Origin of the sequence: Xanthobacter dioxanivorans (assembly GCF_016807805.1) — a bacterium.
Taxonomy (GTDB): domain Bacteria; phylum Pseudomonadota; class Alphaproteobacteria; order Rhizobiales; family Xanthobacteraceae; genus Xanthobacter; species Xanthobacter dioxanivorans.
Genome location: NZ_CP063362.1, coordinates 2709659 through 2730065 on the forward strand (window position 1 = coordinate 2709659; position 20407 = coordinate 2730065).

Annotated in this window: 20 protein-coding genes; 8 read left to right on the plus strand and 12 right to left on the minus strand. The window is 69.8% G+C overall.

Features of this window, described 5'->3' with window-relative positions; all coding sequences use genetic code 11:
* The first annotated feature begins 25 nt into the window (after positions 1 to 25).
* From EZH22_RS12785 to EZH22_RS12810, 6 genes are all read left to right on the plus strand, one after another.
* Positions 26 to 754 (plus strand): SDR family oxidoreductase, encoded by a 729-nt coding sequence (locus EZH22_RS12785; RefSeq protein ID WP_203195975.1) that lies wholly within the window; start codon positions 26 to 28, stop codon positions 752 to 754.
* A gap of 319 nt (positions 755 to 1073) precedes the next feature.
* On the plus strand, positions 1074 to 2177 hold the full coding sequence (locus EZH22_RS12790) for a cupin domain-containing protein (protein WP_203195976.1): 1104 nt from the start codon (positions 1074 to 1076) through the stop codon (positions 2175 to 2177).
* On the plus strand, positions 2174 to 2935 hold the full coding sequence (locus EZH22_RS12795; RefSeq protein ID WP_203195977.1) for a maleylpyruvate isomerase family mycothiol-dependent enzyme: 762 nt from the start codon (positions 2174 to 2176) through the stop codon (positions 2933 to 2935). The genes EZH22_RS12790 and EZH22_RS12795 overlap by 4 nt, the downstream gene beginning before the upstream one ends.
* 72 nt (positions 2936 to 3007) lie before the next feature.
* Positions 3008 to 3727, plus strand: coding sequence for a fumarylacetoacetate hydrolase family protein (locus EZH22_RS12800; protein ID WP_203195978.1), 720 nt, complete (start codon positions 3008 to 3010; stop codon positions 3725 to 3727).
* Positions 3724 to 4365: a maleylacetoacetate isomerase gene (maiA, locus tag EZH22_RS12805; protein ID WP_203195979.1), complete on the plus strand. Its 642-nt coding sequence runs from the start codon at positions 3724 to 3726 to the stop codon at positions 4363 to 4365. The genes EZH22_RS12800 and maiA overlap by 4 nt, the downstream gene beginning before the upstream one ends.
* Before the next feature lie 71 nt (positions 4366 to 4436).
* Positions 4437 to 5696 carry a 3-hydroxybenzoate 6-monooxygenase gene (locus EZH22_RS12810; RefSeq protein WP_203195980.1) on the plus strand — a complete coding sequence of 420 codons (1260 nt, stop codon included), beginning with the start codon at positions 4437 to 4439 and terminating at the stop codon, positions 5694 to 5696.
* A gap of 206 nt (positions 5697 to 5902) precedes the next feature.
* On the opposite strand, the gene EZH22_RS12815 is transcribed toward EZH22_RS12810, so the two are convergent.
* The 12 genes from EZH22_RS12815 to EZH22_RS12870 form a co-directional block, all read right to left on the minus strand.
* On the minus strand, positions 5903 to 6781 hold the full coding sequence (locus tag EZH22_RS12815) for an NAD(P)-dependent oxidoreductase (RefSeq protein WP_203195981.1): 879 nt from the start codon (positions 6779 to 6781) through the stop codon (positions 5903 to 5905).
* A gap of 11 nt (positions 6782 to 6792) precedes the next feature.
* The gene (locus EZH22_RS12820; protein WP_203195982.1) at positions 6793 to 7545 is read right to left on the minus strand and encodes an SDR family NAD(P)-dependent oxidoreductase; all 753 of its coding nucleotides are present in this window, start codon (positions 7543 to 7545) and stop codon (positions 6793 to 6795) included.
* A 12-nt stretch (positions 7546 to 7557) separates the two neighbouring features.
* Positions 7558 to 9591, minus strand: coding sequence for an FAD-dependent oxidoreductase (locus EZH22_RS12825; RefSeq protein WP_203195983.1), 2034 nt, complete (start codon positions 9589 to 9591; stop codon positions 7558 to 7560).
* A gap of 1 nt (position 9592) precedes the next feature.
* Positions 9593 to 10261, minus strand: a complete 669-nt coding sequence (locus EZH22_RS12830; RefSeq protein WP_231711451.1) for an enoyl-CoA hydratase/isomerase family protein — start codon at positions 10259 to 10261, stop codon at positions 9593 to 9595.
* 181 nt (positions 10262 to 10442) lie between these two features.
* Positions 10443 to 11222: an SDR family oxidoreductase gene (locus tag EZH22_RS12835; RefSeq protein WP_203195984.1), complete on the minus strand. Its 780-nt coding sequence runs from the start codon at positions 11220 to 11222 to the stop codon at positions 10443 to 10445.
* Positions 11223 to 11314: 92 nt separating this feature from the next.
* On the minus strand, positions 11315 to 13249 hold the full coding sequence (locus EZH22_RS12840) for an AMP-binding protein (RefSeq protein WP_203195985.1): 1935 nt from the start codon (positions 13247 to 13249) through the stop codon (positions 11315 to 11317).
* A 2-nt stretch (positions 13250 to 13251) separates the two neighbouring features.
* Positions 13252 to 13989 (minus strand): ABC transporter ATP-binding protein, encoded by a 738-nt coding sequence (locus EZH22_RS12845; protein WP_203195986.1) that lies wholly within the window; start codon positions 13987 to 13989, stop codon positions 13252 to 13254.
* Positions 13979 to 14719, minus strand: a complete 741-nt coding sequence (locus tag EZH22_RS12850) for an ABC transporter ATP-binding protein (RefSeq protein ID WP_203195987.1) — start codon at positions 14717 to 14719, stop codon at positions 13979 to 13981. The genes EZH22_RS12845 and EZH22_RS12850 overlap by 11 nt, the downstream gene beginning before the upstream one ends.
* 1 nt (position 14720) lies before the next feature.
* Entirely contained in the window at positions 14721 to 15644 is a 924-nt protein-coding gene (locus EZH22_RS12855; RefSeq protein ID WP_203195988.1) for a branched-chain amino acid ABC transporter permease, read from the minus strand.
* Complete coding sequence (locus EZH22_RS12860) at positions 15637 to 16512, minus strand: branched-chain amino acid ABC transporter permease (RefSeq protein WP_203195989.1); 876 nt, start codon at positions 16510 to 16512, stop codon at positions 15637 to 15639. Before EZH22_RS12860 ends, EZH22_RS12855 begins: the two co-directional genes overlap by 8 nt.
* Positions 16513 to 16546: 34 nt before the next feature.
* Positions 16547 to 17734: an ABC transporter substrate-binding protein gene (locus EZH22_RS12865; RefSeq protein ID WP_203195990.1), complete on the minus strand. Its 1188-nt coding sequence runs from the start codon at positions 17732 to 17734 to the stop codon at positions 16547 to 16549.
* Positions 17735 to 17781: 47 nt separating this feature from the next.
* Positions 17782 to 19092, minus strand: coding sequence for a CaiB/BaiF CoA transferase family protein (locus EZH22_RS12870; protein WP_333473725.1), 1311 nt, complete (start codon positions 19090 to 19092; stop codon positions 17782 to 17784).
* Between the two features lie 46 nt (positions 19093 to 19138).
* Here EZH22_RS12870 and EZH22_RS12875 point away from each other — a divergent pair, with 46 nt between their 5' ends.
* Both EZH22_RS12875 and EZH22_RS12880 read left to right on the plus strand, forming a co-directional pair.
* Positions 19139 to 19990, plus strand: coding sequence for an IclR family transcriptional regulator (locus EZH22_RS12875; protein ID WP_203195992.1), 852 nt, complete (start codon positions 19139 to 19141; stop codon positions 19988 to 19990).
* The gene (locus EZH22_RS12880; protein ID WP_203195993.1) at positions 19990 to 20391 is read left to right on the plus strand and encodes a hotdog family protein; all 402 of its coding nucleotides are present in this window, start codon (positions 19990 to 19992) and stop codon (positions 20389 to 20391) included. Before EZH22_RS12875 ends, EZH22_RS12880 begins: the two co-directional genes overlap by 1 nt.
* Positions 20392 to 20407: the final 16 nt, after the last annotated feature.

Genomic DNA, 20407 nt, shown 5'->3' on the forward strand with positions numbered 1-20407 from the left:
CCCGCTCTCACCAGGGAATTCGGGCTTGAACACCATCGATCTGAACGGGCGCACCGCCGTGGTGACGGGTGGCGCCGGCGGCATCGGCCGCGCCATCGCCGAGCGGCTCGCCGCCTCCGGCAGCCGCGTCGCCATCTGGGACCTCGCCGTGGAGGAGGGGGAGCGCGACGGCTTCCTCTTCCAGAAGGTGGACGTGATCGACGAGACGGCGGTTGCCGCCGCCGCCATCCGCGCCGACGACGTGCTCGGCGGCATCGACATCCTCGTCAACAATGCGGGCATCACCGGCCCCACCGAGCTGCTCGAACACTACGCCTACGCCGCCTGGCGGCGCACGGTGGAGGTCAATCTCCACAGTGTCTTCCTGTGCAGCCGCGCGGTCATCGCCGGCATGCGGGCACGCGCGTACGGACGCATCGTCAACATCGCCTCGGTGGCGGGGAAGGAGGCAAACCCCTCCATGTCCGCTTATTCGGCGGCCAAGGCCGGGGTCATCGGCCTCACCAAGGCGCTGGGGCGCGAGCTCGCCGAGACCGGGATCCTCGTCAACTGCGTCACCCCCGGCCTCATCGGAACCGAGCTCTTGAAGCAGATGTCGCCGGAAGCGGTGGCGGCCTCGCGAGCCAAGATCCCGGTCAACCGCGTGGGCGAGCCGAAGGAGGTGGCGGCCCTGGTGGCGTGGCTGTGCTCGGACGAGTGCAGCTTCTCCACCGGCGCCGCGTTCGACATCTCCGGCGGTCGCTCGTCCTACTGAGGCCGGGCGTGGCATGAAGCCGGCGCCGACCCGCGGCCTGGGCCGAGACCCTGCGGGTCGGCGCAACCCTTTGCTTTTCCTGACAGTAATCTTGCACCAATCCAGTCCGGAACCAGTCGCCGTCAATTGACACGTATACTGATAAACAGTATACGTTCTAACTAGCTGGAGCGAATGCCTCCGGTTCAACAGAAAAACGACGCGCGGCGCTCGCGCGCTTGGGCGGGGCGCCGCAGCGCCGGGCCCGGCGGAGCGTTCCGTACGCCGGCTTCCGCCTGCCGTGCCGCCGGCCCATCGGTGAAAAAGGGAGGATTGCCTGATGTCCATGATGACCCACGCGGACGTGGCCAACGCCATGCAGCCCGAGGACACGCCGGCCTTGAAGGCCCTCTACGAGGGCTTCGCGGCCGAGCATCTCATGCCACTGTGGACCCAGCTCGACGATCTCATGCCCGTCCACCCGGCGCCCAGGGCGGTGCCGCATGTGTGGAAGTGGCAGAAGCTGCTGCCGCTGGCGGAGGAATCCGGGCGTCTCGTGCCGGTGGGCCGGGGCGGGGAGCGCCGCGCGCTCGGCCTCGCCAATCCGGGGCTCGGCGGCCGGCCCTATGTGAGCCCGACCCTGTGGGCGGCCATCCAGTATCTCGGCCCGCGCGAGACCGCGCCGGAGCACCGCCATGCGCAGAACGCCTTCCGCTTCGTGATCGAGGGCGAGGGTGTGTGGACCGTGGTGGACGGCGACCCGGTGCGCATGAGCCGCGGCGACTTCCTCCTCACCCCCGGCTGGTGCTTCCACGGCCACCACAACGACACCGACCAGCCCATGGCCTGGATCGACGGCCTCGACATCCCCTTCAGCTACCAGAATGACGTGGGCTTCTTCGAGTTCGGCTCGGAGCGCGTCACCGACTACGCGACGCCGCGCTTCTCGCGGGGCGAGCGGCTGTGGGCGCATCCGGGCCTGCGTCCCCTCTCGGGGCTGAAGGAGACGGTGTCCTCGCCCATCGGCGCCTATCGCTGGGAGCACACCGACCGCGCCCTCGCCGAGCAGCTCCTGCTGGAGGAGGAAGGCCAGCCCGCCACCGTCGAGCAGGGCCACGCCGCCGTGCGCTACGTGAACCCGACCAATGGTGGCGACGTGCTGCCCACCATGCGCGCCGAGTTCCACCGCCTGCGCGCGGGCACGGTGACGCCGACCCGCCGCGAGGTGGGCTCCACCGTGTTCCAGGTGTTCGACGGCCGGGGCGGCGCCGTGATCGGCGGCCAGGAGCACGCCCTCGAGGTGGGCGACCTCTTCGTCGTTCCGTCCTGGGTGCCGTGGTCGCTGTGGGCCGAGGGCCAGTTCGACCTGTTCCGCTTCTCCGATGCGCCCATCATGGAGCGGCTCGCCTTCGCGCGCACCGCCGTCGAGCAGGTGGATCGGTGACGGGGACCACCGAACGCTGCGCGCGGGAGGCCCTGCGCGCGCGACAGGGCCCGGGGGCGCGCTACGACGCGCCTCTGGCCCCGGCGGGCGGACTCGCCCTCGCGCGTCGGGGCACGGCGTATTTCGCGCGGGTGCTCAACGGCATTCCGGACGAGGAGTTCGGCGCGCCGTCCCTGGTGCCGGGCTGGACGCGGGCCCGCGTCATCGCCCACGTGGGTTACAATGCGCGGGCGCTGGCGCGGGTCGTGGAAGGCGCGCGCACCGGGGTCGACCTGCCCATGTACGCCTCCGAGGCGGCGCGGGCAGAGGAGATCGAGACCGGCGCGAGCCTGCCGCCGCGGGCGCTGCGCAACCTCTTCCGCCACGCCGCGGTGCATCTCGACGTGGAGTGGCGCGACCTCGCCGATGCCGGCTGGAACGCTGTCGCCCGCGGCCGGAGCGGCGCGCCGCTCCCGGTCCGTGACACTCCCTGGCTGCGGGCGCGGGAAGTGTGGCTGCACGCCGTCGATCTCGATTGCGGCGGCTCCTGCGGCGATTTTCCGGCCGAGCTCACCGGCCGGCTGCTGCCGGCGCTCGCGCGCACGGCCGGGCTCGCCCTCGACCCGGCCCCGACGCCGCGGGCCGCGGCGCGGGTGACGGGCGCTGGCGCCGAGGTTTCCGGCCGGACCGCCGATCTCGTGCGCTGGCTCGCGGGACGCGGCGCGCGCCGCCTCGCCGGCGACCTGCCCGAGCTGCCCGGCCCGACGGACGAGGGCTAGGCCGGCGCCGCTGCCGAGATCGTTTCCGTCCGGTCCCGGGCCGGGCTTCGCACATCATTCAGGAGGAATGCCTTGACCGACCTTGCCACCCTCGAGCCGCCGACCTTCGTCTTTCCCCGGCCCGCGCTGCCGTCCGTCCCGGTGCGCGGCGAGCGGGCCGAGTATCCGGTGCGGCGCATCTTCTGTGTCGGGCGCAACTATGCGGACCACGCCAGGGAGATGGGCGTCGAGGTGGATCGCGAGGCCCCCTTCTACTTCACCAAGTCGCCGCTCACCCTGGTCCACACCGGCGCGCGCGTGCCCTATCCGCCGGGCACGCAGAACTATCACTACGAGATGGAGCTGGTGGTGGCCATCGGCGCCGAGGCCTACCAGGTGGCCGTGGCGGATGCGCCGAAGGTCGTCTTCGGCTACGCCGCGGGCCTCGACATGACCCGTCGCGACCTCCAGCTCGAAGCCCGTGGCAAGCAGCGGCCATGGGACTTCGGCAAGGATTTCGAGCAGTCCGCCGTCATCGCGCCCCTTACGCGGGCGGGGCGGTTCGCGCTCGCCGACCAGCCCATCCGCCTCACGGTGAACGGCGCGGTGAAGCAGGACGCGCATCTGTCCGACCTCATCTGGTCGGTGCCGGAGATCATCAGCCACCTCTCGCGCTACTACCACCTGGGGCCGGGCGACCTCATCTACACCGGAACCCCAGCCGGCGTCGGACCCGTGGTGGCGGGCGACGCGATCCTCGGCACCATCGAAGGCCTCGCCGCGGTGGAGCTGTCCGTGGGAGCGGCGGCATGACCTTCTACGGCTATTTCCGCAGCTCGGCGGCCTATCGCTGCCGCATCGCCTTCAACCTGAAGGGCCTCGCCCCGCCGCTCGCGTCCATCCATCTGCGGCGCGGCGAGCAGCGCGCGGAGGCGTTCCGGGCGGTGAATCCGCAGGCCCTGGTGCCGGCGCTGGTGGAGGACGGGACCATCCTCACCCAGTCCCTCGCCATCATCGAGTGGCTGGAGGAGACCCATCCGGAACCGCCGCTGCTGCCGAGGGACAGGGCGGCGCGGGCGCGGGCGCGGGCCTTCGCCCTCGCCATCTGCTGCGACATCCACCCGCTGCAGAATTTGCGGGTGCTGGACCATCTCAAGCGCGAGCTCGGCGCCGATCAGGCGGCACTCGATGCCTGGTGCCGGCGCTGGATCGGCGACGGCCTCGCCGCCTGCGAGGCGTTGCTGGCGCGCGAGCGCGAGGCGCCCTTCGCCTTTGGCGACGGACCGGGCATCGCCGAGATCTGCCTCATCCCGCAGATGTTCTCCGCCGACCGCTTCGGCGTGGACCTCTCCGGCATGCCGCGCCTCAGGCGGCTGCGCGCCGCCTGCGAGGCGCTGCCCGCCTTCGCCGACGCCCATCCCGCCCGCCAGCCCGACGCCGAGGCCGCCTGAGCGGGGGACGCCAGCGCCCACGCGCCGCCACTTCGGCGAGCTCCACACAATACCTGCCGAAAGGGAACGAAATGTCCGAGAAGCGCTCCATCCTCGTCGCCGGCGGCGGCATCGGCGGGCTCGCCGCCGCCCTTGGCCTCGCCAAGCACGGGTTCCGCGTCACCGTCCTCGAACGGGCGCCGGTGCTCGGCGAGATCGGCGCCGGCATCCAGCTCGGGCCGAACGCCTTCCACTGCTTCGACTGGCTGGGCGTGGGCGACGAGGCGCGCGCCATGGCGGTCTATATCGACAGCCTGCGGCTCATGGATGCCATCAGCGGCGAGGAGCTGACCCGCATCCCCCTCGACGATGCGTTCCGCGCCCGCTTCCGCAACCCCTACGGCGTCATCCATCGCGGCGACCTGCACGGGGTGCTCCTCGGCGCCGCCCGCGCCAATCCGCTGGTGGACCTGCGCACCAGCGCCGAGGTGGTGGACTACGAGCAGGACGGGACCGCCGTCACCGCCACCCTCGCCAGCGGCGAGACGGTGCGTGGCGCGGCCCTCATCGGGGCCGACGGCCTGTGGTCCAACGTGCGCAAGAAGGTGGTGGGCGACGGCAAGCCACGGGTGTCGGGCCACACCACCTACCGCTCCGTCATTCCCACCGAGCACATGCCGGAGGACCTGCGCTGGAACGCGGCGACCCTTTGGGCGGGCCCCAAATGCCACATCGTCCATTACCCGCTGTCGGGCTGGAAGGTGTTCAACCTCGTGGTCACCTACCACAACGACGCCCCCGAGCCGGTGGCAGGCCAGCCGGTGACGGCCGAGGAGGTGCGTCGCGGCTTCGAGCACGTGAACGAGCGCGCCAGGCGCATCATCGATCATGGCCGCGACTGGAAGCTGTGGGTGTTGTGCGACCGCGAGCCGGTGGAGAACTGGCAGGACGGCCGCGTCGTTCTGCTCGGCGATGCGGCCCATCCCATGCTGCAGTATTTTGCCCAGGGCGCCTGCATGGCCATGGAGGACGCGGTGTGCCTCGCCAACGAGTGCGCCGCCACCGGCGACATGGAGGCCGCCTTCCGCGTCTACCAGAACCAGCGGCGGCTGCGCACCGCCCGGGTGCAACTCCAGTCGCGCTGGATCGGCGAGCACATCTACCACCCGGCGGGGGGGCACGCGGACCTGCGCAACGCCATCATCCGCTCCAAGAGCCCGGAGGACTGGTATCGCACCGTGGACTGGCTCTACGGGGGCTCGGGCATCGCCGGCTCCTTTGGTCCGGAAGCGCCGCCGCCGCGGACCGCCGAGCAGCTGAATGCCAAGCCACTGGCGGCTGCGGAAGCCTGAGCGGCGGTTGACCGCGTGGTGGTCGCCCTCGCGCCGGGCCATGGTGCACAAGGCAGCCGGCGCGATGACGCCGAAGGCCTGCAGCCTCGGCTCGGCCGAGGCGACTTTCGGCAGACAGGGCTGCGTCTGCTCCGCCGAGGCGTGTCGCAGCACCGTGCCCATCACCTGCCTCTGCGCATGGCAGGCGGCGCCGTTGCGTGGCCGCCTCAGGATTGCCGGGGAGCCGAGGCGACCGCGCGCCAGGTTTGGAAGGTCTCGTCGTCGACGCCGTCGAGCACGACGCGCAGGGCCCGGGTGAAGGGCAGGGGGCCGGAGGCCTCCCCGATGGTGAGGGCCAGGTCGATGTCCTTGCGCAGGATCGCCTGCAGTGAGTCGAAGTCGGCGCGCGTGGCGGTCCAGGTGCCATAGGCCTCCGGCGCGTCCTTTGCCTGCGACGTGAAAAAATTGCGCCCGGTGCCGGCTTCGAACACGGGGATGGCGTCGGGAAGGCGGATGCCGTTGGCGCCGGCGATGCGGTAGGCCTCCGCCGCCACCATGAGCGTGGTGATGCCGACGAGGTTGTTGACGATCTTGGTGGCCTGCCCGGCGCCGAGAGGACCGCAGTGGAAGATCGCGCTGCCCATGGCTGCCATCAGCGGCCGCAGCGCCGCGCAATCCTCCTCGCGCCCGCCCATGATGATGGCGAGGGAGCCGTCGCGCGCCTTCACCGCGCCGCCGCTGACGGGGGCATCGACCACGGGCACACCGGTGGGCTCCAGCTCCTGCGCCAGCGCGCGCATGGTCTCCGGCGCGAGCGTGCCCATGACGACCAGCATCGGCGTGCGGCCGTCGAGCCCCTCGCGCAGCCCGCCTTCGCCGAGGACCACCGCGCGGGCCTGCTCGGGTGTTGCCACCAGCACGATGACGGCATCGCAGCCGGCGCAGTCCGCGGCGCGGGTGACGCAGCGCACACCCAGCGCGGCAAACGGGGCACGGGCGGCCTCGCTGCGGTCGCAGACGGTGAGGTCGAAGCCGGCTTTGCGGATGTTCATGGCCATCGGCGCGCCCATGGCGCCGACACCGATGACGGCGACGGATCGGATCATTGCTCTTTGCCTCAGGAAATGGTCACGCCGCTGTCCACGGACAGGACCTGACCGGTGACCACGCGGGATTCGTCGCTGCCGAGATAGACGGCCATCTCGGCGATGTCGTTGGGCCGGCACGGACCGAGCAGGTGCTGGCCGGCGAGCCGCCGCAATTCCTCGCGCCCGGCCATCAGCTCCTCCACGCGGGGCGTCAGCACGAGGCCGGGGGCGATGGCGTTCACACGGATCTTGTCGGGGGCATACTCGACGGCCATGGAGCGCGTCATCGCCGCAACCCCGCCCTTCGCCGCGGTGTAGCAGTCGCGTTCCGGCAGGGCCATCAGCGCCACCATGGAAGACAGGTTGATCACAGAGCCGCCGCCGGCCCGCACCATCTCGGGAATGGCGTGCTTGCAGCACAGGAAGGTGCCGTAGAGGTCGAGGCGGATGACGCGCCAGAACTCCTCGTCGGGCGCCTGCGTCACCCGCGCGTCCGCCGCGCTCGATCCGCCGGCGATGTTGCACAGGATGTCGATCCGGCCGAACTGCGCCACGGTGCGCGCGATGGCGACCTTCACCGCATCCGGGTCGGTGATGTCGCAGGCAAGGGCGAGACCGCGCTCGCCGGCCGCCGCGTCCCTGATGGCATCGCCCACGGCCTCGGCGCCGATGTCGACCGCCGCGATGCGCGCCCCTTCCGCGATGTAGCGGGCGCAGGTCTGCCGGCCGATGCCGCCGGCGGCGCCGGTGAGGAACGCGACCTTGCCATCAAGCCTTGCCATCACGTCCTCCCGTCAGAGTGTCCAGCCGGCGCGCTCGCCATCAAGGATGGCGATGTCCACCTGCCGGGGCGCCAACGCATCGCCCACCACGTGGATCTCGATGCCGCTGCCGGCGAACGCGCGCGCCAGCGCATCGTTCGCGGTGTTGCCCATCGCCAGGATCACCGGGCCGTCATGGCTGATCCGGTGCCGGGCTCCGCCATATCTCGCCTCGCAGACGAGGCCGCCCGGCTCGATCGCGGTGACGAAGGTCGCCGGGACAACGCCGACGCCCAACGCCGCGAGGCGCCGGTACAGCGCCGGCGCATGATGGACCGGCAGGTCGGCGCCGGCATGCATGTGCGGGGTGACGATCGTGACAGCATGCCCGCGCTCCGCGAGCCTTTCCGCCGCGGCCGTGCCGGCGAGGTGCGGATCGTCCTCGATCACGATCACTGGTCCCGCGAAACGCGCGGGCGACAGGAACGCATCCCACGCCGTCCACACATGGGGCAGATCCGCGCCGTCGATGCCGGCCGCGCCGGGCCTGAGCGAGGTGTAGCCGTCCCGCCGCGGCGTGGAGCCGGTGGCGAGGACGATCGCCTCGAATCCCGAGTCGTCGAGGCGTGCGCGATCGGCCTTGGTGGAAAGGCGGATGTCGATGTCCAGCCGCTCCACCATCTCGATCTGCCAGCGGTGGATCTCGGCAAATCCCCGGCGCGAGCCGACCGCGCTCGTCATCAGGTTCTGGCCACCGAGCCGGTCGCTGCCCTCGAAGAGCGTGACCCGATGCCCGCGCTCGGCGGCGACGCGTGCCGCAGCGAGGCCGGCCGGGCCGCCCCCCACCACCGCCACCCGCTTCGCCCGCCCGGCGGGGCGCATGCGGCCGAGGCCGAGCTGGGCCTCGCGCCCGACGGCGGGATTGTGGATGCAGCCGACGCCGCGCCCCCGATCGAGCCCCACGATGCAGGACTGGTTCGAATAGGTGCAGACGCGGATGGCCGCGCGGTCCCCGCGCGCCGCCTTGAGCGGCAGCTCGGGGTCGGAAATCAGCGCCCGCGCCATGCCGATGAAGTCCGCCTGCCCGGCGGCGAGCACCGCCTCCGCCTCCTCCGGCGTGGCGATGCGGGAGCTGACACAGACCGGAAGGCCGCAGACCGCCTCCCGGATCGCGCCGGCCTCGGGGGCGAATTGCGCCCCTGGCGCGGTGATGTCGGCAATCCAGGCCGGATAATGCAGCGAGGTGAGACCGCTGACATTGAGATAGCTGATGCCTTCCGCCTTCAGCCGTGTCGCGATCTCCACCGCATCGACGAGTGCGAGCCCGCCCGGTACGTCGTCCCGGCCGTTAATCCGTGCGCCGACGAGGAAATCCGGGCCCGCCGCGGCACGGACTGCGCGCAGGGAGTCCAGCAGGAAGCGCATGCGATTTTCGAGCGAGCCGCCGTAGCGGTCCGTCCGCCTGTTGGTCGCGGGCGAGAGGAATTCGTGCAGCAGATAGCCCTGCGCCGCGAACAGCTCGACCCCGTCGGCGCCGGCCTCCTTCAGGTTCAGCGCCGCCTCGACCATGGTGGCGATGTATTCGGCGATGTCGTCCTCGGTCATCTCCCTCGGGATCTCCGCCGTGCGCGGGCAGGCCAGAGGGGAAGGGGAGACGAGCGGGAGCCCGTACGGGATCGTGCCGGGGGAACGCAGCTGGCGGCCGCTGATGTTGAGCTGGGAGACGAAAGAGGCCCCTTCCGCCTTGATCGCCTCAATCATGCGCCGGTAGTGCGGGAGGAGGCTGCGATCATTGGCGAGGTCAAGCCCGCCGAGCGGCGAGGTCTCCAGCGCGCCGCCCCAGGAGGCGAGGCGGCGCCAGGAGGCCGGCATCAGGAAGTTGGACATCACGATGAGGCCCGCCCCACCCTTTGCCCGCTCCAGGTGATAGGCGATCGTTCGCTCGATGGCAGAGCCGTAGCCGGCGCCGAACATCACCGCGTGCGGCATCATCGCGATGCGGTTGCGCAGCGTGACGTGGCCCAGCGGGAACGGGCTCAGAAGCCTGTCGTAGGCGGCGGGCGCCATCTCAGAACGGCGCCTTGCGCGGGAAGGCAGGCGGGCGCCGTTCGCGGAAGGAGGCGAGCCCCTCCTGCGGGTCGGGACCCGAGAAGCCGAGCATTTCCAGCGCCAGCGAGGCATCGAAGGTCGGGCCCATCATCCTGAGCCAGTTGTTGAGCGTATATTTCGTCCACTGGATCGCCGCCGGCGCTCCATCCGCGAGGCGGGTGGCGACGTCGAGGGCCTTGTCCTGCAGCTCGCTTTCGTCGACGGCCAGCGCCACCAGGCCGAGCTGCTCGGCCATCTCGCCGGTGACCGGCTCGTTGAGCAGCAGGTGGTACTTCGCCTTCGCCATGCCGCAGAGCAGGGGCCAGATGATCGCAGCATGATCGCCCGCGGCGACGCCAAGGCGCACGTGGCCGTCCACGAGCTTGGCGGTCTTCGCGACGATGGGGATGTCGCACACCAGCGCCGCGGCAAGGCCGGCGCCGACGGCGGCGCCCTGCACCGCCGAGACGATGGGCTTCGAGCAGTTGATGATGTTGAAGATGAGGTCGCGCGCCTCGCGCCACATGTTGGCGCGCTCATCGAAGCTGCGTGTGAGGTTGTCGACCATCTCGAACGAGCCGCCCGCAGAAAAGGTCTTGCCGCTGGCGCACAGCAACACGGCGAGGGTCTCCCGGTCGCGGTCCACCACACGCCAGATCTCGGCGAGTTCCCGATGGGCGTCCGCCCCAGAGCGTTGAGGCTTTCCGGCTGGTTGAGCGTCAGGCGCAGCACGCCGGGCGCTGGCCGGTCGGTGAGGATGGAAGGAAAGGCGGAATAGGCTTCGAGGGTCATGGTGCCTCCAGCGGATCTTCGTGCGTTGTCCGGCCGCGTCAGATGGAGCGGCGGGAGGTGAGGCCGCCGTCGATGGTGATGATGGTGCCGGACGTGTAGGCCGAACGCGGCGACGCGAGGAAAGCGAAGAGGTCCGCGACCTCGCGCACATGCGCGGCGCGGCCCAGCGGGTAGGCCGCGAGCAGCTCGGTGAAGCGGCTTTCGTCGTTCCACTGCTCGCGGGCTCGCTTCTTCATGATGTTCTCGATCCGGTCGGTGGCCACCGGTCCGGGATTGACGCCCAGGACCCGGATGCCGTCATCGAGGCTGCGTCCGCCGAGCGCCCGCGTGAAGGCCATGAGCGCGGCGTTGCCGGTTGAGCCGGCGATGTAGCGGAAGTCGAAGTTCTCGCCGCCATTGCCGATGTTGTTGAGGATCACGCCGGCGCCAGCCTTCCTCATCGCTGGATAGAAGGCGCGGCACAGGTCGATGTAGCCGAGGACCTTCACCTCCCATCCCGCGCGCCAGCGCGCAGCATCCACCTCCCAGAGGTCGCCGCCCGGAATCGCGCCGGCATTGTTGACCAGCACGTCCACGCTGCCGGCGGCCGCGGTGATCGCGTCGGCGGCACCCGGGGCCGCGATGTCCTGCTGCTGCACGACCACGTTGACGCCGTGCGCCCCGCGCAGGCGCCCGGCCAGCGTCGCCAGCTTCTCGCCGGAGCGGGCGACAAGGTGGAGGTCGCAGCCTTCCTCGGCGAAGACCTCCGCCAAGCCTTTGCCGATGCCCTGGGACGCCCCGGTGATCAGCACTTTCTTGCCACGCAGCTTAAGATCCATGAGTGCCTGCTCCCGGTGCCCGTTCCCATCGGCCCGCGTCGCAGGGTGGGGAACGGATTTTCTTCTGACGATGGAAACACGTCCGCTACGGTTCACTCCTGGCGGATGATCCGCTCGATATCCTCGATGGCCTCCGGATTGACGAGAGAGGACAGGTCGCCCGTCGGCCCGCCGGAATAGACCGAGCGGACGACGCGGCGCATGATCTTGGAGCTGCGCGTCTTGGGCAGCTGCGGCACGATGAAGACCGCGCGGGGCGCGAAGGGGCGGCCCAGGCGCTCCTGGATCCGCGCCGCCGCAAGGGAGCGGATGTTTTCGGATGCTCCGTCGCAGGTGAGAAAGACGATGATCGCCTGGCCCTTCACCGGGTCGCTGGCGCCGATGACCGCGGCTTCCAACACGCCGTCGATCTCCACCAGGATCTCCTCGACCTCGGCCGGGCCGACGCGCTTGCCGGCGACCTTGATGGTGTCGTCCGAGCGGCCGAGCAGGAAAAAGTGCCCGCCCTCGGTGCGCAAGGCGAGGTCGCCATGGATCCACACGCCGGGCAGCGTGCCCCAGTAGCTCTCCAGATAGCGCTCGTCGTCCTGCCAGAAGCTCGCCGTCATGCCCACGAAGGGCGCGAGGATGGCGAGCTCCCCGATCTCGCCGGTGAGCGGCCGCCCCGCCGGATCAAGCACGTCCACCGCGACCCCGGGCGAGCGGGTGTTGAAGCCGGCGGGAATGATCGGCCGCGTCACGACGCTGGAGAGCAGGCCGCCGGAAACCTCGGTGCCGCCGGTATAGTTGATCAGAGGGCACTCGCCGCGGCCGAAATGGCGTTCGAACCAGACGAAATGCTCGGGCGCGATGCTCTCGCCGGCGGTGATCAGCAGGCGCAGCGACGACAGGTCCGGGGCGGTGCTGATGTCCGCGTTCGCGGCGAGGCCGCGGATCAGCGTGGGAGCCGAGCCGAAATGCGTGATGCGGTGGCGCTCGACCAGGCGCCCCATCCGCGACCAGTCCGGGAAGTCGGGTGCGCCGTCGTAACACACCAGCGTCGCCCCGCGCAGAAGCGCCGAGCCAAGGATCAGCGAGCCGGCGATCCAGCCCATGTCCGCCGGCCAGCAGAACACGTCGCCCGGCGCCACGTCGAAATGGACCGCCGCGTCGTGGGCGATCTTGATGGGAAAGCCGCCGTGAACGTGCACGGCGCCCTTGGGCTTGCCGGTGGTGCCTGAAGTAAAGATCACCATGAAGGGATCGTTCGGCGACATCCGCTCCGATGGTGGTGCGGGCTCTGCGGGAGCGAGGATGTCGTGCCAGTCGTGCGTGCCGCCGCACGCATCCGCCGCCTGCGGATCGTCCGGGGCGCGCTTGACGACAACGAGGTCGAGTGCCGGCAGCTCCTTCCGCGCCGCCGCGATGGTCCCGGCGGTGGACACGAAACGCCCGCGCCGCGGGAAGCCGGAGGTGGCGATGAGCGCCCGCGCGCCGCATGGCTCGAGCCGCGCCACGATGGCGTCCGTCCCGAAGCCGCTGAACAGCGGCACCACGATGGCGCCCATATAGGCGATGGCGAGGAGCGAGACCGAGGCCTCGATGCCGTTCTCCATCAGCAGGCCGATGCGGTCGCCGCGCTTCAGGCCGATGCGGAGCAGGCCGGCGGCGAGGCTGCGGACCTCGACGGCGAGCGCACGATAGGTGATGCTGCGGGTCGAGCCATCCTCGCGCTCGGCCACGATCGCGATGCGGTCGGCGGCATCCGCGTTGTCGAGGATCGTGTCGACCCAGTTGAGCTCGCCGTCCACGAACCAGGACGGGAACGGGGCGCCCCGCTCCAGGTCGCAATAGCGCTCATAGTCCCGGCTCCAGCGGATGCCGCAGAAGGCGTTGACCTCGCGCCAGTACCGTTCGGGCTCTGCGAGCGACAGGTCGTAGAGCTGGTCGGCGTCCGACACGCCAAGCCGCCGCGACAGCGCGGTGACCTGCGCGCGCGCCACATGATCCACGGTCGGCTGCCAGATATCGTTTTGGTCGAGCGCCATGGTCAGATTCCCAGATAGGCCCGTTGAACTTCCGGACTCTCGGCGAGGGTGATCGCGCGATCCTCGGCGGTGATCGCGCCTGCTTCGAGGATGTAGGCGCGGTCGGCGACTGAGAGCGCCGTTTCGGCGTTCTGCTCGACCAGGAGGACGTTCACGCCGGTCCGCGCGATCCTGGTGATGATGTCCGCGATCCGGTCGACGACGGCGGGAGCCAGTCCGATGGTGGGCTCGTCGAGGAGGAGCACACGCGGGGCGCTCATCAAGGCCCGGGCCACTGCGATCATCTGCTGCTGGCCCCCGCTGAAGGCTCCGGCCGGGGTGGCAAGGCGCTCGCGCAGTTCGGGGAACAGGTCGATCACCCGTTCGAAGTCGCGCCCGACCGCCGCCCGGTCGCTCCGGGCGAATGCACCGAGCTCGAGGTTTTCGCGCATCGTCATCTCGGAAAAGAGGCGCCGGCCCTCCGGCACCACGGACAGTCCCTTCCTCACCAGGCGGTCGGGGGACAGGCCCGTCACGTCCTCGCCGAACAGGCGGACGTTGCCGGCGCTGGGGCGGACCAGGCCGCAGATCGCCTTGATCAGCGTGGACTTGCCCGCCCCGTTGGCGCCGATCAGCGTGACGATCTCGCCGGAGTGTAGCGTGATGGAGACATCGCGCAGCGCCGGCACCACGCCATAGCTCGCCGACAGGCCGGCAACCGCCAGCGGCACAGGTTCCGTGTTCACCGGTTCAATGGTCATGGCGATGCCCCAGATAGGCGTCGATCACCCGCTTGTCGGCCCGGATCTCGGCCGGGGTCCCGGTCGCCAGATGCTGGCCGTGGTGCAGCACCACGATGCGGTCGCAGACGCGCATCACCGCCTTCATGTTGTGCTCGACCAGCAGCACCGAGCAGCCGAACTCGTCGCGGATGCGCTGCAGCACCGTCAATGTGTTTGCGACCTCGGTCTGGTTGAGGCCCGTCAGCGGTTCGTCGAGACAGAGGAGGCGCGGGCGAGCAGCGAAGGCGATGCCGATGGAGACGAGGCGCTGCAGCCCGTGGGGCAGGCTTCCCGCCTCGTCGTGGAGAAAGGGGGTGAGCCCGAGCATCGCCGCCGTTTCCGCCACGCGCGCGCGCCGGGCGGCGGTGCCTTTCACCGGGTGGATCGTGCCGAGAAGGATATTGTCGGCGACGCTCATGCTGCGCATGAAACTGCCATGCTGGAAGGTGCGCACCAGGCCGAGCCGGCTGATGGTCAGCGCGGACTTGCCGGTGCAGTCCTCGCCGAGGACGAAGAGTTCCCCGGCCGACGGCTTGTAGAAGCCGCTGATCAGGTTGAACGTGGTGCTCTTGCCGGCGCCGTTGGGGCCGATCAGGCCCAGGATCTCCCGTGGCCGGATCTCGAGGTCGAGATTGGACACGGCGACGAGGCCGCCGAAGCGGCGGGTCAGTCCGCGGGTGGTCAGCAGCGGTTGTTCCGCGGCGTGCATCTCAGTGCTCCTTTCCCGCGGCCCGGGCGCGCCGGCCGGTCACGAGCCCGGTGATGCCGCGGGGCAGCAGCAGGACGGCCAGTGTGATCGCGGCGCCGTAGAAGATGTGCTCATCGCCGCCGAGGCCGAGCGCGTAGCTGCCGAGGACAACCAGGAGAACCGAGCCGAACAGCGGGCCCACGATGTTGTCTTCCCCGCCGACCTTCACATAGGCGAGAGCGAAGGCGGCCACGAGGAAGCTGAAGTCGCCGGGGCTGATCACGTTGTTGGCGAAGGCATGGAGGCTTCCCGCCACGCCGGCTGCGGCGGAAGCGGCCGCGAAGCAGGCGATCTTCACCAGCAGGATGTTGAGGCCCACCGTGCGTGCCACGTTCTCGTTGTCGCGGATGGCGGTCAGGATCTTGCCGAAATCGGACCGCTCCAGGGCGTACAGCGCGAAGATCAGCGCGGCGGAGACGGCGACGATGACGGTCGGCATCCAGCCGTCGAGGGCGACCGGCGGGAAGATGCCGATCATGCCGGACGTGCCGCCGAGCGTCGTGCTCTTCGAATAGAGGATGCGCACCGCCTCGGTGAAGGCGAAGCCGATCAGCAGGAAATATGGCCCTTTGGTCCTGAGCGTGACGTAGCCGAAGACGATCGAGACGAGACCCGCGACGAGGCCGCCGGCGACCAGCGCGATGGCGAAGGGCCAGTCGAGGATCGTGACCACGGCGCCGGTGGTGTAGGCGCCGATCCCCACGAAGGCGGCGGTGGCGAAGTTGAGCTCGCCCATCAGCATCACGAAGCGCAGGCTGACCGCCGTCAGCGCGGCGATGGCGATGAGGTTCAGGACGCTCGCGATGTAGGGATCGCGGATGAAGAGCGTGACGGCAAGCGCGAGGGCGATGCCGGCGGCCCAGCAAGGCAGCTTCAGGTCATCCATGGCCGAGGAGCCCCTTCGGCCGCACCAGCAGCACGGCAATGACGAGGAGGAAGATGGCGATGGTCGCCGAGCTGGGGTCGAAGTAGAAGCTGCCGAAGGTTTCGATCGCCGCGACGAACAGCCCGCCGACGATGGCGCCGGGCACGCTGCCGAGGCCGCCGACGATGACGGCGATGAAGCCCTTGACCAGGTAGTCCGCCCCGATGACCGGCGAGACGATGGTGACCGGCGCGATCAGCGCCCCGGCGAGAGCCGCGAGCCCGGCGGCGATGATGAAGCCGGCAAGCGCCATGGCATTGTACGGCACGCCCTGGAGCATCGCCGCCTCGTGGTCGATCGAGACCGCGCGCAGGGCCTTGCCGAGCTTGGTCCGCGTAAGCGCCAGATAGAGGAGGCCGGTGATGACCATCGCGGCGACGCAGAGGGCGAGCCGCTGGTTGGTGATCGTTGCCCCCAGCACCGAGACGGTGCCCGGCAGGATCTCCGGCACCGGGCGTACCGCCCCGCCGAAGACCTTGAGCAGGACGCCGTCGAGCACGAGCACGAGGCCGATCGAGAGGATGAAGGATCCGACGAGGTCGCGCTGGAAGAAGCGGAAGCCACCGACGTACATCAGCAGGCCGAGCGCCACCGCGACGCCGACGCCCGCCACCACCGCGAAGAGGTAGGCGGGCAGGATGGGAAGCCCCCAGCCCGCCAGCCAGGGCACCGTCGTCGCCACCACCAGCGCCGAGACGGCGAAGAGCTGGCCGTGCGCGAAGTTCACGATCCGCATGACACCGAAGACCAGTGTCAGGCCGAGCGAGAACAGGATGTAGACGGCGCCAATCTGCAGGCTCGTCAGGATCAGCTGTATCGCGGTTTGCATTGCTGGCGTGCTTTCGTTGGGGCGGGTCCGCGCGTCACTTGGCCGAGGGGACGACGCGGGACTTCTCCACCAGCTTGCCGTCCCGGGCCTGGGTGATGATGACCGGCAGGCGCATCTGCTGGCGCGAGCCGTAGGTGTCGACACCGTAGAAGTCGACCTTGTCGCCATAGAAGGAGGTGAAGGCGGCGTCTGGCAGCGCGGCCGCCACCGCCTTCGGGTCGATCGACTGGGCCTTCTCCATCGCCGCCTTGAGCGCGTAGACGGAATCGTAGAAGCCGATCTGGATGGCGTTGATCGATTCGCCCAGGAGGGTCCTTGCCTCCGCGTTGACGGCCTTCTGCCGTTCCGTGGCCGTCGGTCCGTCGAAGGTCACCGCTGCGCCCATGTAGACGCCCTCGATGGCATTGCCGCCGGTCGCCTTGAGGCCGTCGATGCCGGTGCCGACCTCCACCACCTTCACGCCCTTCCAGCCGAGCACGTCGAGTTCCTTCAGCACCGCTCCGGCGTCGGCGGGCGGCATGGCGCCCAGGTCGACGATGTCCGGCTTCAGGGAGGCGATGCGCGCCGCCATGGGCTGGAACTCGGTGGTGCCGCGCTCATAGAAGTCGCTGGAGAGGACCTTCACGCCGGTCTCGCTCCACACCTTCTTCGCCACCCCCTCGGTGTCGCGGCCGGTCGCGTCGTTGGGGTTGAGCATGACGATGGACTTGGCCTGCGGGTTTTCCTCGTGGATGAAGCGGATCAGCGGCGGCAGGATCTCGAACGGCGTGTTCATCTGGGTGAAGGTCAGCGGGAATTTGGGACCCTTGATGCTGGGCCCCCAGGCGGTGGTGAACAGGATCACGCCCTGCCGTTCACTGAGCGACTGAAGTGCCTGAACCGGCGCGGTGCCGAGGCTGCCGCCGATGAACTTGACGCCCTCGCGGTTGAGCAGGGTCTGGGCGACCTTTGTTCCTTCGGCGGCGTTGTACTTGTTGTCGTAGGCGAGGCACTCGAAATTGTAGGCCTTGCCGGCGACCTTGACGCCACCGGCCTGCGCGATCTCCTGCGCGGCCTTCTTGCACATGAATTCCGAGCCCTTGCCCCAGGTCGCGCCGGTGCCCGACAGCGGCACCGAGAGCCCGAGCTTGATCGTCTCCTGGGCCTGGGCGGCGCCGATCGCACCGAGAAGGCTGAGCGAAGCGCCAAAGGCGATGGATTTCACACGGATCGTGAGCGGCATTTCCTCTCCTCCATTTGTTGGAGCGCGGCTTTGTCCGCGCCCGGCCTTCACGTTTTTGCGGGCTGCCCCGTCTTGTTCGTCAGGTTTGCAATCTCCTCGGGTCCGTAACCGAGGCATGCGAGAAGGTCGTGCGAATCGGCGCCGAGATCGGGCGCTGGCCGGTGGGCGCGCGCCTGGGCCGCGACGGTGCGCACGGTCCGCGTGGCGATGGGGACGCGGCGACCGAGAATTTCCTCCTCGCAGAAGAAGCCGCCAGCCATGTTCTCGGGCGCGGCAAGCGCGTCGGCCGGAGTGAGCGCCTTGCACGCCGGGATCCTGGCGGCCGCCAGCTCATCGAGGCAGTCCTCGGAGGAGCGCGTGGCGCACCACCCGGCCATGATCGCGCTCAGCTCCTCCCCGTGCTCGCCGCGGCCGATGTCCGAGGAGAAGCGGGGATCCTCCGCAAGGCCGGGCCGGCCGATGAACTCCGCCCACCGGCGGAACATGCCATCTCCGATCACCTGGACCATGACCCAGCCGTCGCGGGTGCGGAACAGGTCGGAGGGCCCGGCGATGGGGCTGAGGTTGCCGATCGCCACGCGGCTGCGCGCGCCCATCGCCTCCTCGATCAGCATCGGGTTGGTCATGGCGAGCGCCGTGCCGAGGAGCGAGGCCTGCACGTGCTGGCCGCGCCCCGTGACCCGCCGCTCGTAGAGCGCGGCCAGGGTCGCGAAGGCGGCGGAGATGCCGGTCGCATAGTCCACATAGGAGACGGCGGCCCGGAGCGGGCGCTCGCCCGTGCCGGTCAGGTGCATGGCGCCGCTAAGGGCCTGCCCGGTGCCGTCGAAGCCGATGCGGTCGCGGCTGTCGCCCTCGGGCCCGAAGGCGCTGATGGTGGTGAGGATGATGTCGGGGCGGCAGGCCCTGAGGCTGTCATAGTCGAGCCGCGCGCGCTTCAGCGCCGCGGGCGGCAGGTTGACGATGACCGCGTCGGACGACGCGACGAGCCGCTCGAACGCGGCGCGCCCGGCCGTCGATTCAAGATCGAGCACGAGCGACTTCTTGTTGCGGTTCATCTGCACATAGAGCGCGCCACGGCCGGGAACGCCGATCGGCATGACTTCCCGGTCGGGCGCGCCCGCCGGGGGTTCGATCCGGATCACCTCGGCCCCCTGGTCGGCGAGCATCGCCGCACAGTACGGAGCCGCGATGTAACGGCCGAGATCCAGGATCCGCGCACCGTCAAGCCCTGCGGGCGCACGCTCCCCATTGCCTGTGACCGCCGCTTGCGCTTTGGCCTCATTCTCTTTTGGCACGTTTCCTCGCCCTGGATTTCTGCGGAGGGGGCTTCCCATCTCCGGCAGCGATGTGTTAGTCATTCTCTATCGTGAATGACATTCACAAATTTCTGAAAGCCATTCATACATGAGTGACACGGCCGATCAAGACCCCTCGCCAAAAATCGTCGGAGCCGTCGCGAACGCAGTTTCGATCCTGAGAACGCTGGCGCAATCGAGCGTGCCCGCCGGCGTCAACGTGATCGCGCGCGATGCCGGAGTGAGCGTCAGCACCTGCTTCAACATCCTGCGGACCCTCTCCATCGAGCATCTGGTCGAATTCGATCCGGAGGCGAAGACCTATGCCATCGGCATGGGCGTCCTGGAGCTTTCCCTGCCGCTGCTCGGCGCCAACCAGACCGACCTCATCAGGCCCGAGCTTGCGCGCCTGTCCGGCGAGCACAAATGCCTCGTGTGCCTGTGGCAGATCACCGAGGGCGAGCGCATCATTCTCATCGACCGCGTTTCCACCGCGAAGACGGTGCGCGTGGACATGTCCGACGGCTCGCGGCTGCCGACCTTCGTGGGCGCGGTGGGGCGGTGCTACGCAGCCCTGCGCGGCCTGCCGCGTGCCGAGCTGAAGGCGCGTTTCAAGACGCTGCAGTGGCAGTCGCCGCCGAGCTTCGAGGACTACGCGCGCGACGTGGAGCAGGCGCGCCGCGACGGCTACGCCTTCGATTTCGGGCAGCTGTTCCGGGGCCTGGAAATCGCCGCGGCGATCGTGACCGACCATTCCGGCAAGCCCCGTCTCGGCATCAGCGGCATCTCCATCGCCGGGCAGTTGGCGCGCCCGGAAGTCGAGCGGCTCGGCGTCGCGCTCAGGGATGCGGCCGATTTCGTCAGCGAGTCGCTGTTCGGCGTGTCGCGCGGGGTCCGCCAGTCGGAGCGGCGCCTCGCGGCCGGCCCGCCGGCGGGCCGGCTGCGGGGAGGGCAGGGCTGATGACCGATGCTGCCGCCCGTGTGTGGGTGTTCGACGATTTTCGCCCCGGCGAACCGCTCGGCCGCCATGCCATCGCTCTGGACGAAGCCCGCCTCGCCACCTGGCGCGCCATCTATGGCGCATCCGCGGAAGAGGGGCACGTGCCGTCCGGGATGCTCGTGGCTGCGATGATGGAAGCCTACCTCATGGCCATCAGGCCGCGTCCTCCGGGCAACGTCCATGCAGCGCAGACGCTCGCCTTCGGCGCGCCGGCGAAGGCGGGTGACCGCCTCGATGCGGAGGTCAGCTGCCTCTGGAAGGAGATGCGCAGGACGCGCTGCTGGGTGGGGTTCGGCGTCGTCCTGCGGGATGGCGGTCGCTGCGTCCTCACGGGGGAGATCAGCGCGATCTGGTCCAGATGAAGAGCGCCGCCCAGGG

Bases quoted from the DNA above. Each gene is read 5' to 3' on its own strand.
- EZH22_RS12790 (WP_203195976.1), top strand. From the start codon at position 1,074: ATGTCCATGATGACCCACGCGGACGTGGCCAACGCCATGCAGCCCGAG.
- maiA (WP_203195979.1), top strand. From the start codon at position 3,724: ATGACCTTCTACGGCTATTTCCGCAGCTCGGCGGCCTATCGCTGCCGC.
- EZH22_RS12810 (WP_203195980.1), top strand. From the start codon at position 4,437: ATGTCCGAGAAGCGCTCCATCCTCGTCGCCGGCGGCGGCATCGGCGGG.
- EZH22_RS12815 (WP_203195981.1), bottom strand. From the start codon at position 6,781: ATGATCCGATCCGTCGCCGTCATCGGTGTCGGCGCCATGGGCGCGCCG.
- EZH22_RS12820 (WP_203195982.1), bottom strand. From the start codon at position 7,545: ATGGCAAGGCTTGATGGCAAGGTCGCGTTCCTCACCGGCGCCGCCGGC.
- EZH22_RS12825 (WP_203195983.1), bottom strand. From the start codon at position 9,591: ATGGCGCCCGCCGCCTACGACAGGCTTCTGAGCCCGTTCCCGCTGGGC.
- EZH22_RS12835 (WP_203195984.1), bottom strand. From the start codon at position 11,222: ATGGATCTTAAGCTGCGTGGCAAGAAAGTGCTGATCACCGGGGCGTCC.
- EZH22_RS12840 (WP_203195985.1), bottom strand. From the start codon at position 13,249: ATGGCGCTCGACCAAAACGATATCTGGCAGCCGACCGTGGATCATGTG.
- EZH22_RS12845 (WP_203195986.1), bottom strand. From the start codon at position 13,989: ATGACCATTGAACCGGTGAACACGGAACCTGTGCCGCTGGCGGTTGCC.
- EZH22_RS12850 (WP_203195987.1), bottom strand. From the start codon at position 14,719: ATGCACGCCGCGGAACAACCGCTGCTGACCACCCGCGGACTGACCCGC.
- EZH22_RS12855 (WP_203195988.1), bottom strand. From the start codon at position 15,644: ATGGATGACCTGAAGCTGCCTTGCTGGGCCGCCGGCATCGCCCTCGCG.
- EZH22_RS12860 (WP_203195989.1), bottom strand. From the start codon at position 16,512: ATGCAAACCGCGATACAGCTGATCCTGACGAGCCTGCAGATTGGCGCC.
- EZH22_RS12865 (WP_203195990.1), bottom strand. From the start codon at position 17,734: ATGCCGCTCACGATCCGTGTGAAATCCATCGCCTTTGGCGCTTCGCTC.
- EZH22_RS12870 (WP_333473725.1), bottom strand. From the start codon at position 19,092: ATGACTAACACATCGCTGCCGGAGATGGGAAGCCCCCTCCGCAGAAAT.
- EZH22_RS12875 (WP_203195992.1), top strand. From the start codon at position 19,139: ATGAGTGACACGGCCGATCAAGACCCCTCGCCAAAAATCGTCGGAGCC.
- EZH22_RS12880 (WP_203195993.1), top strand. From the start codon at position 19,990: ATGACCGATGCTGCCGCCCGTGTGTGGGTGTTCGACGATTTTCGCCCC.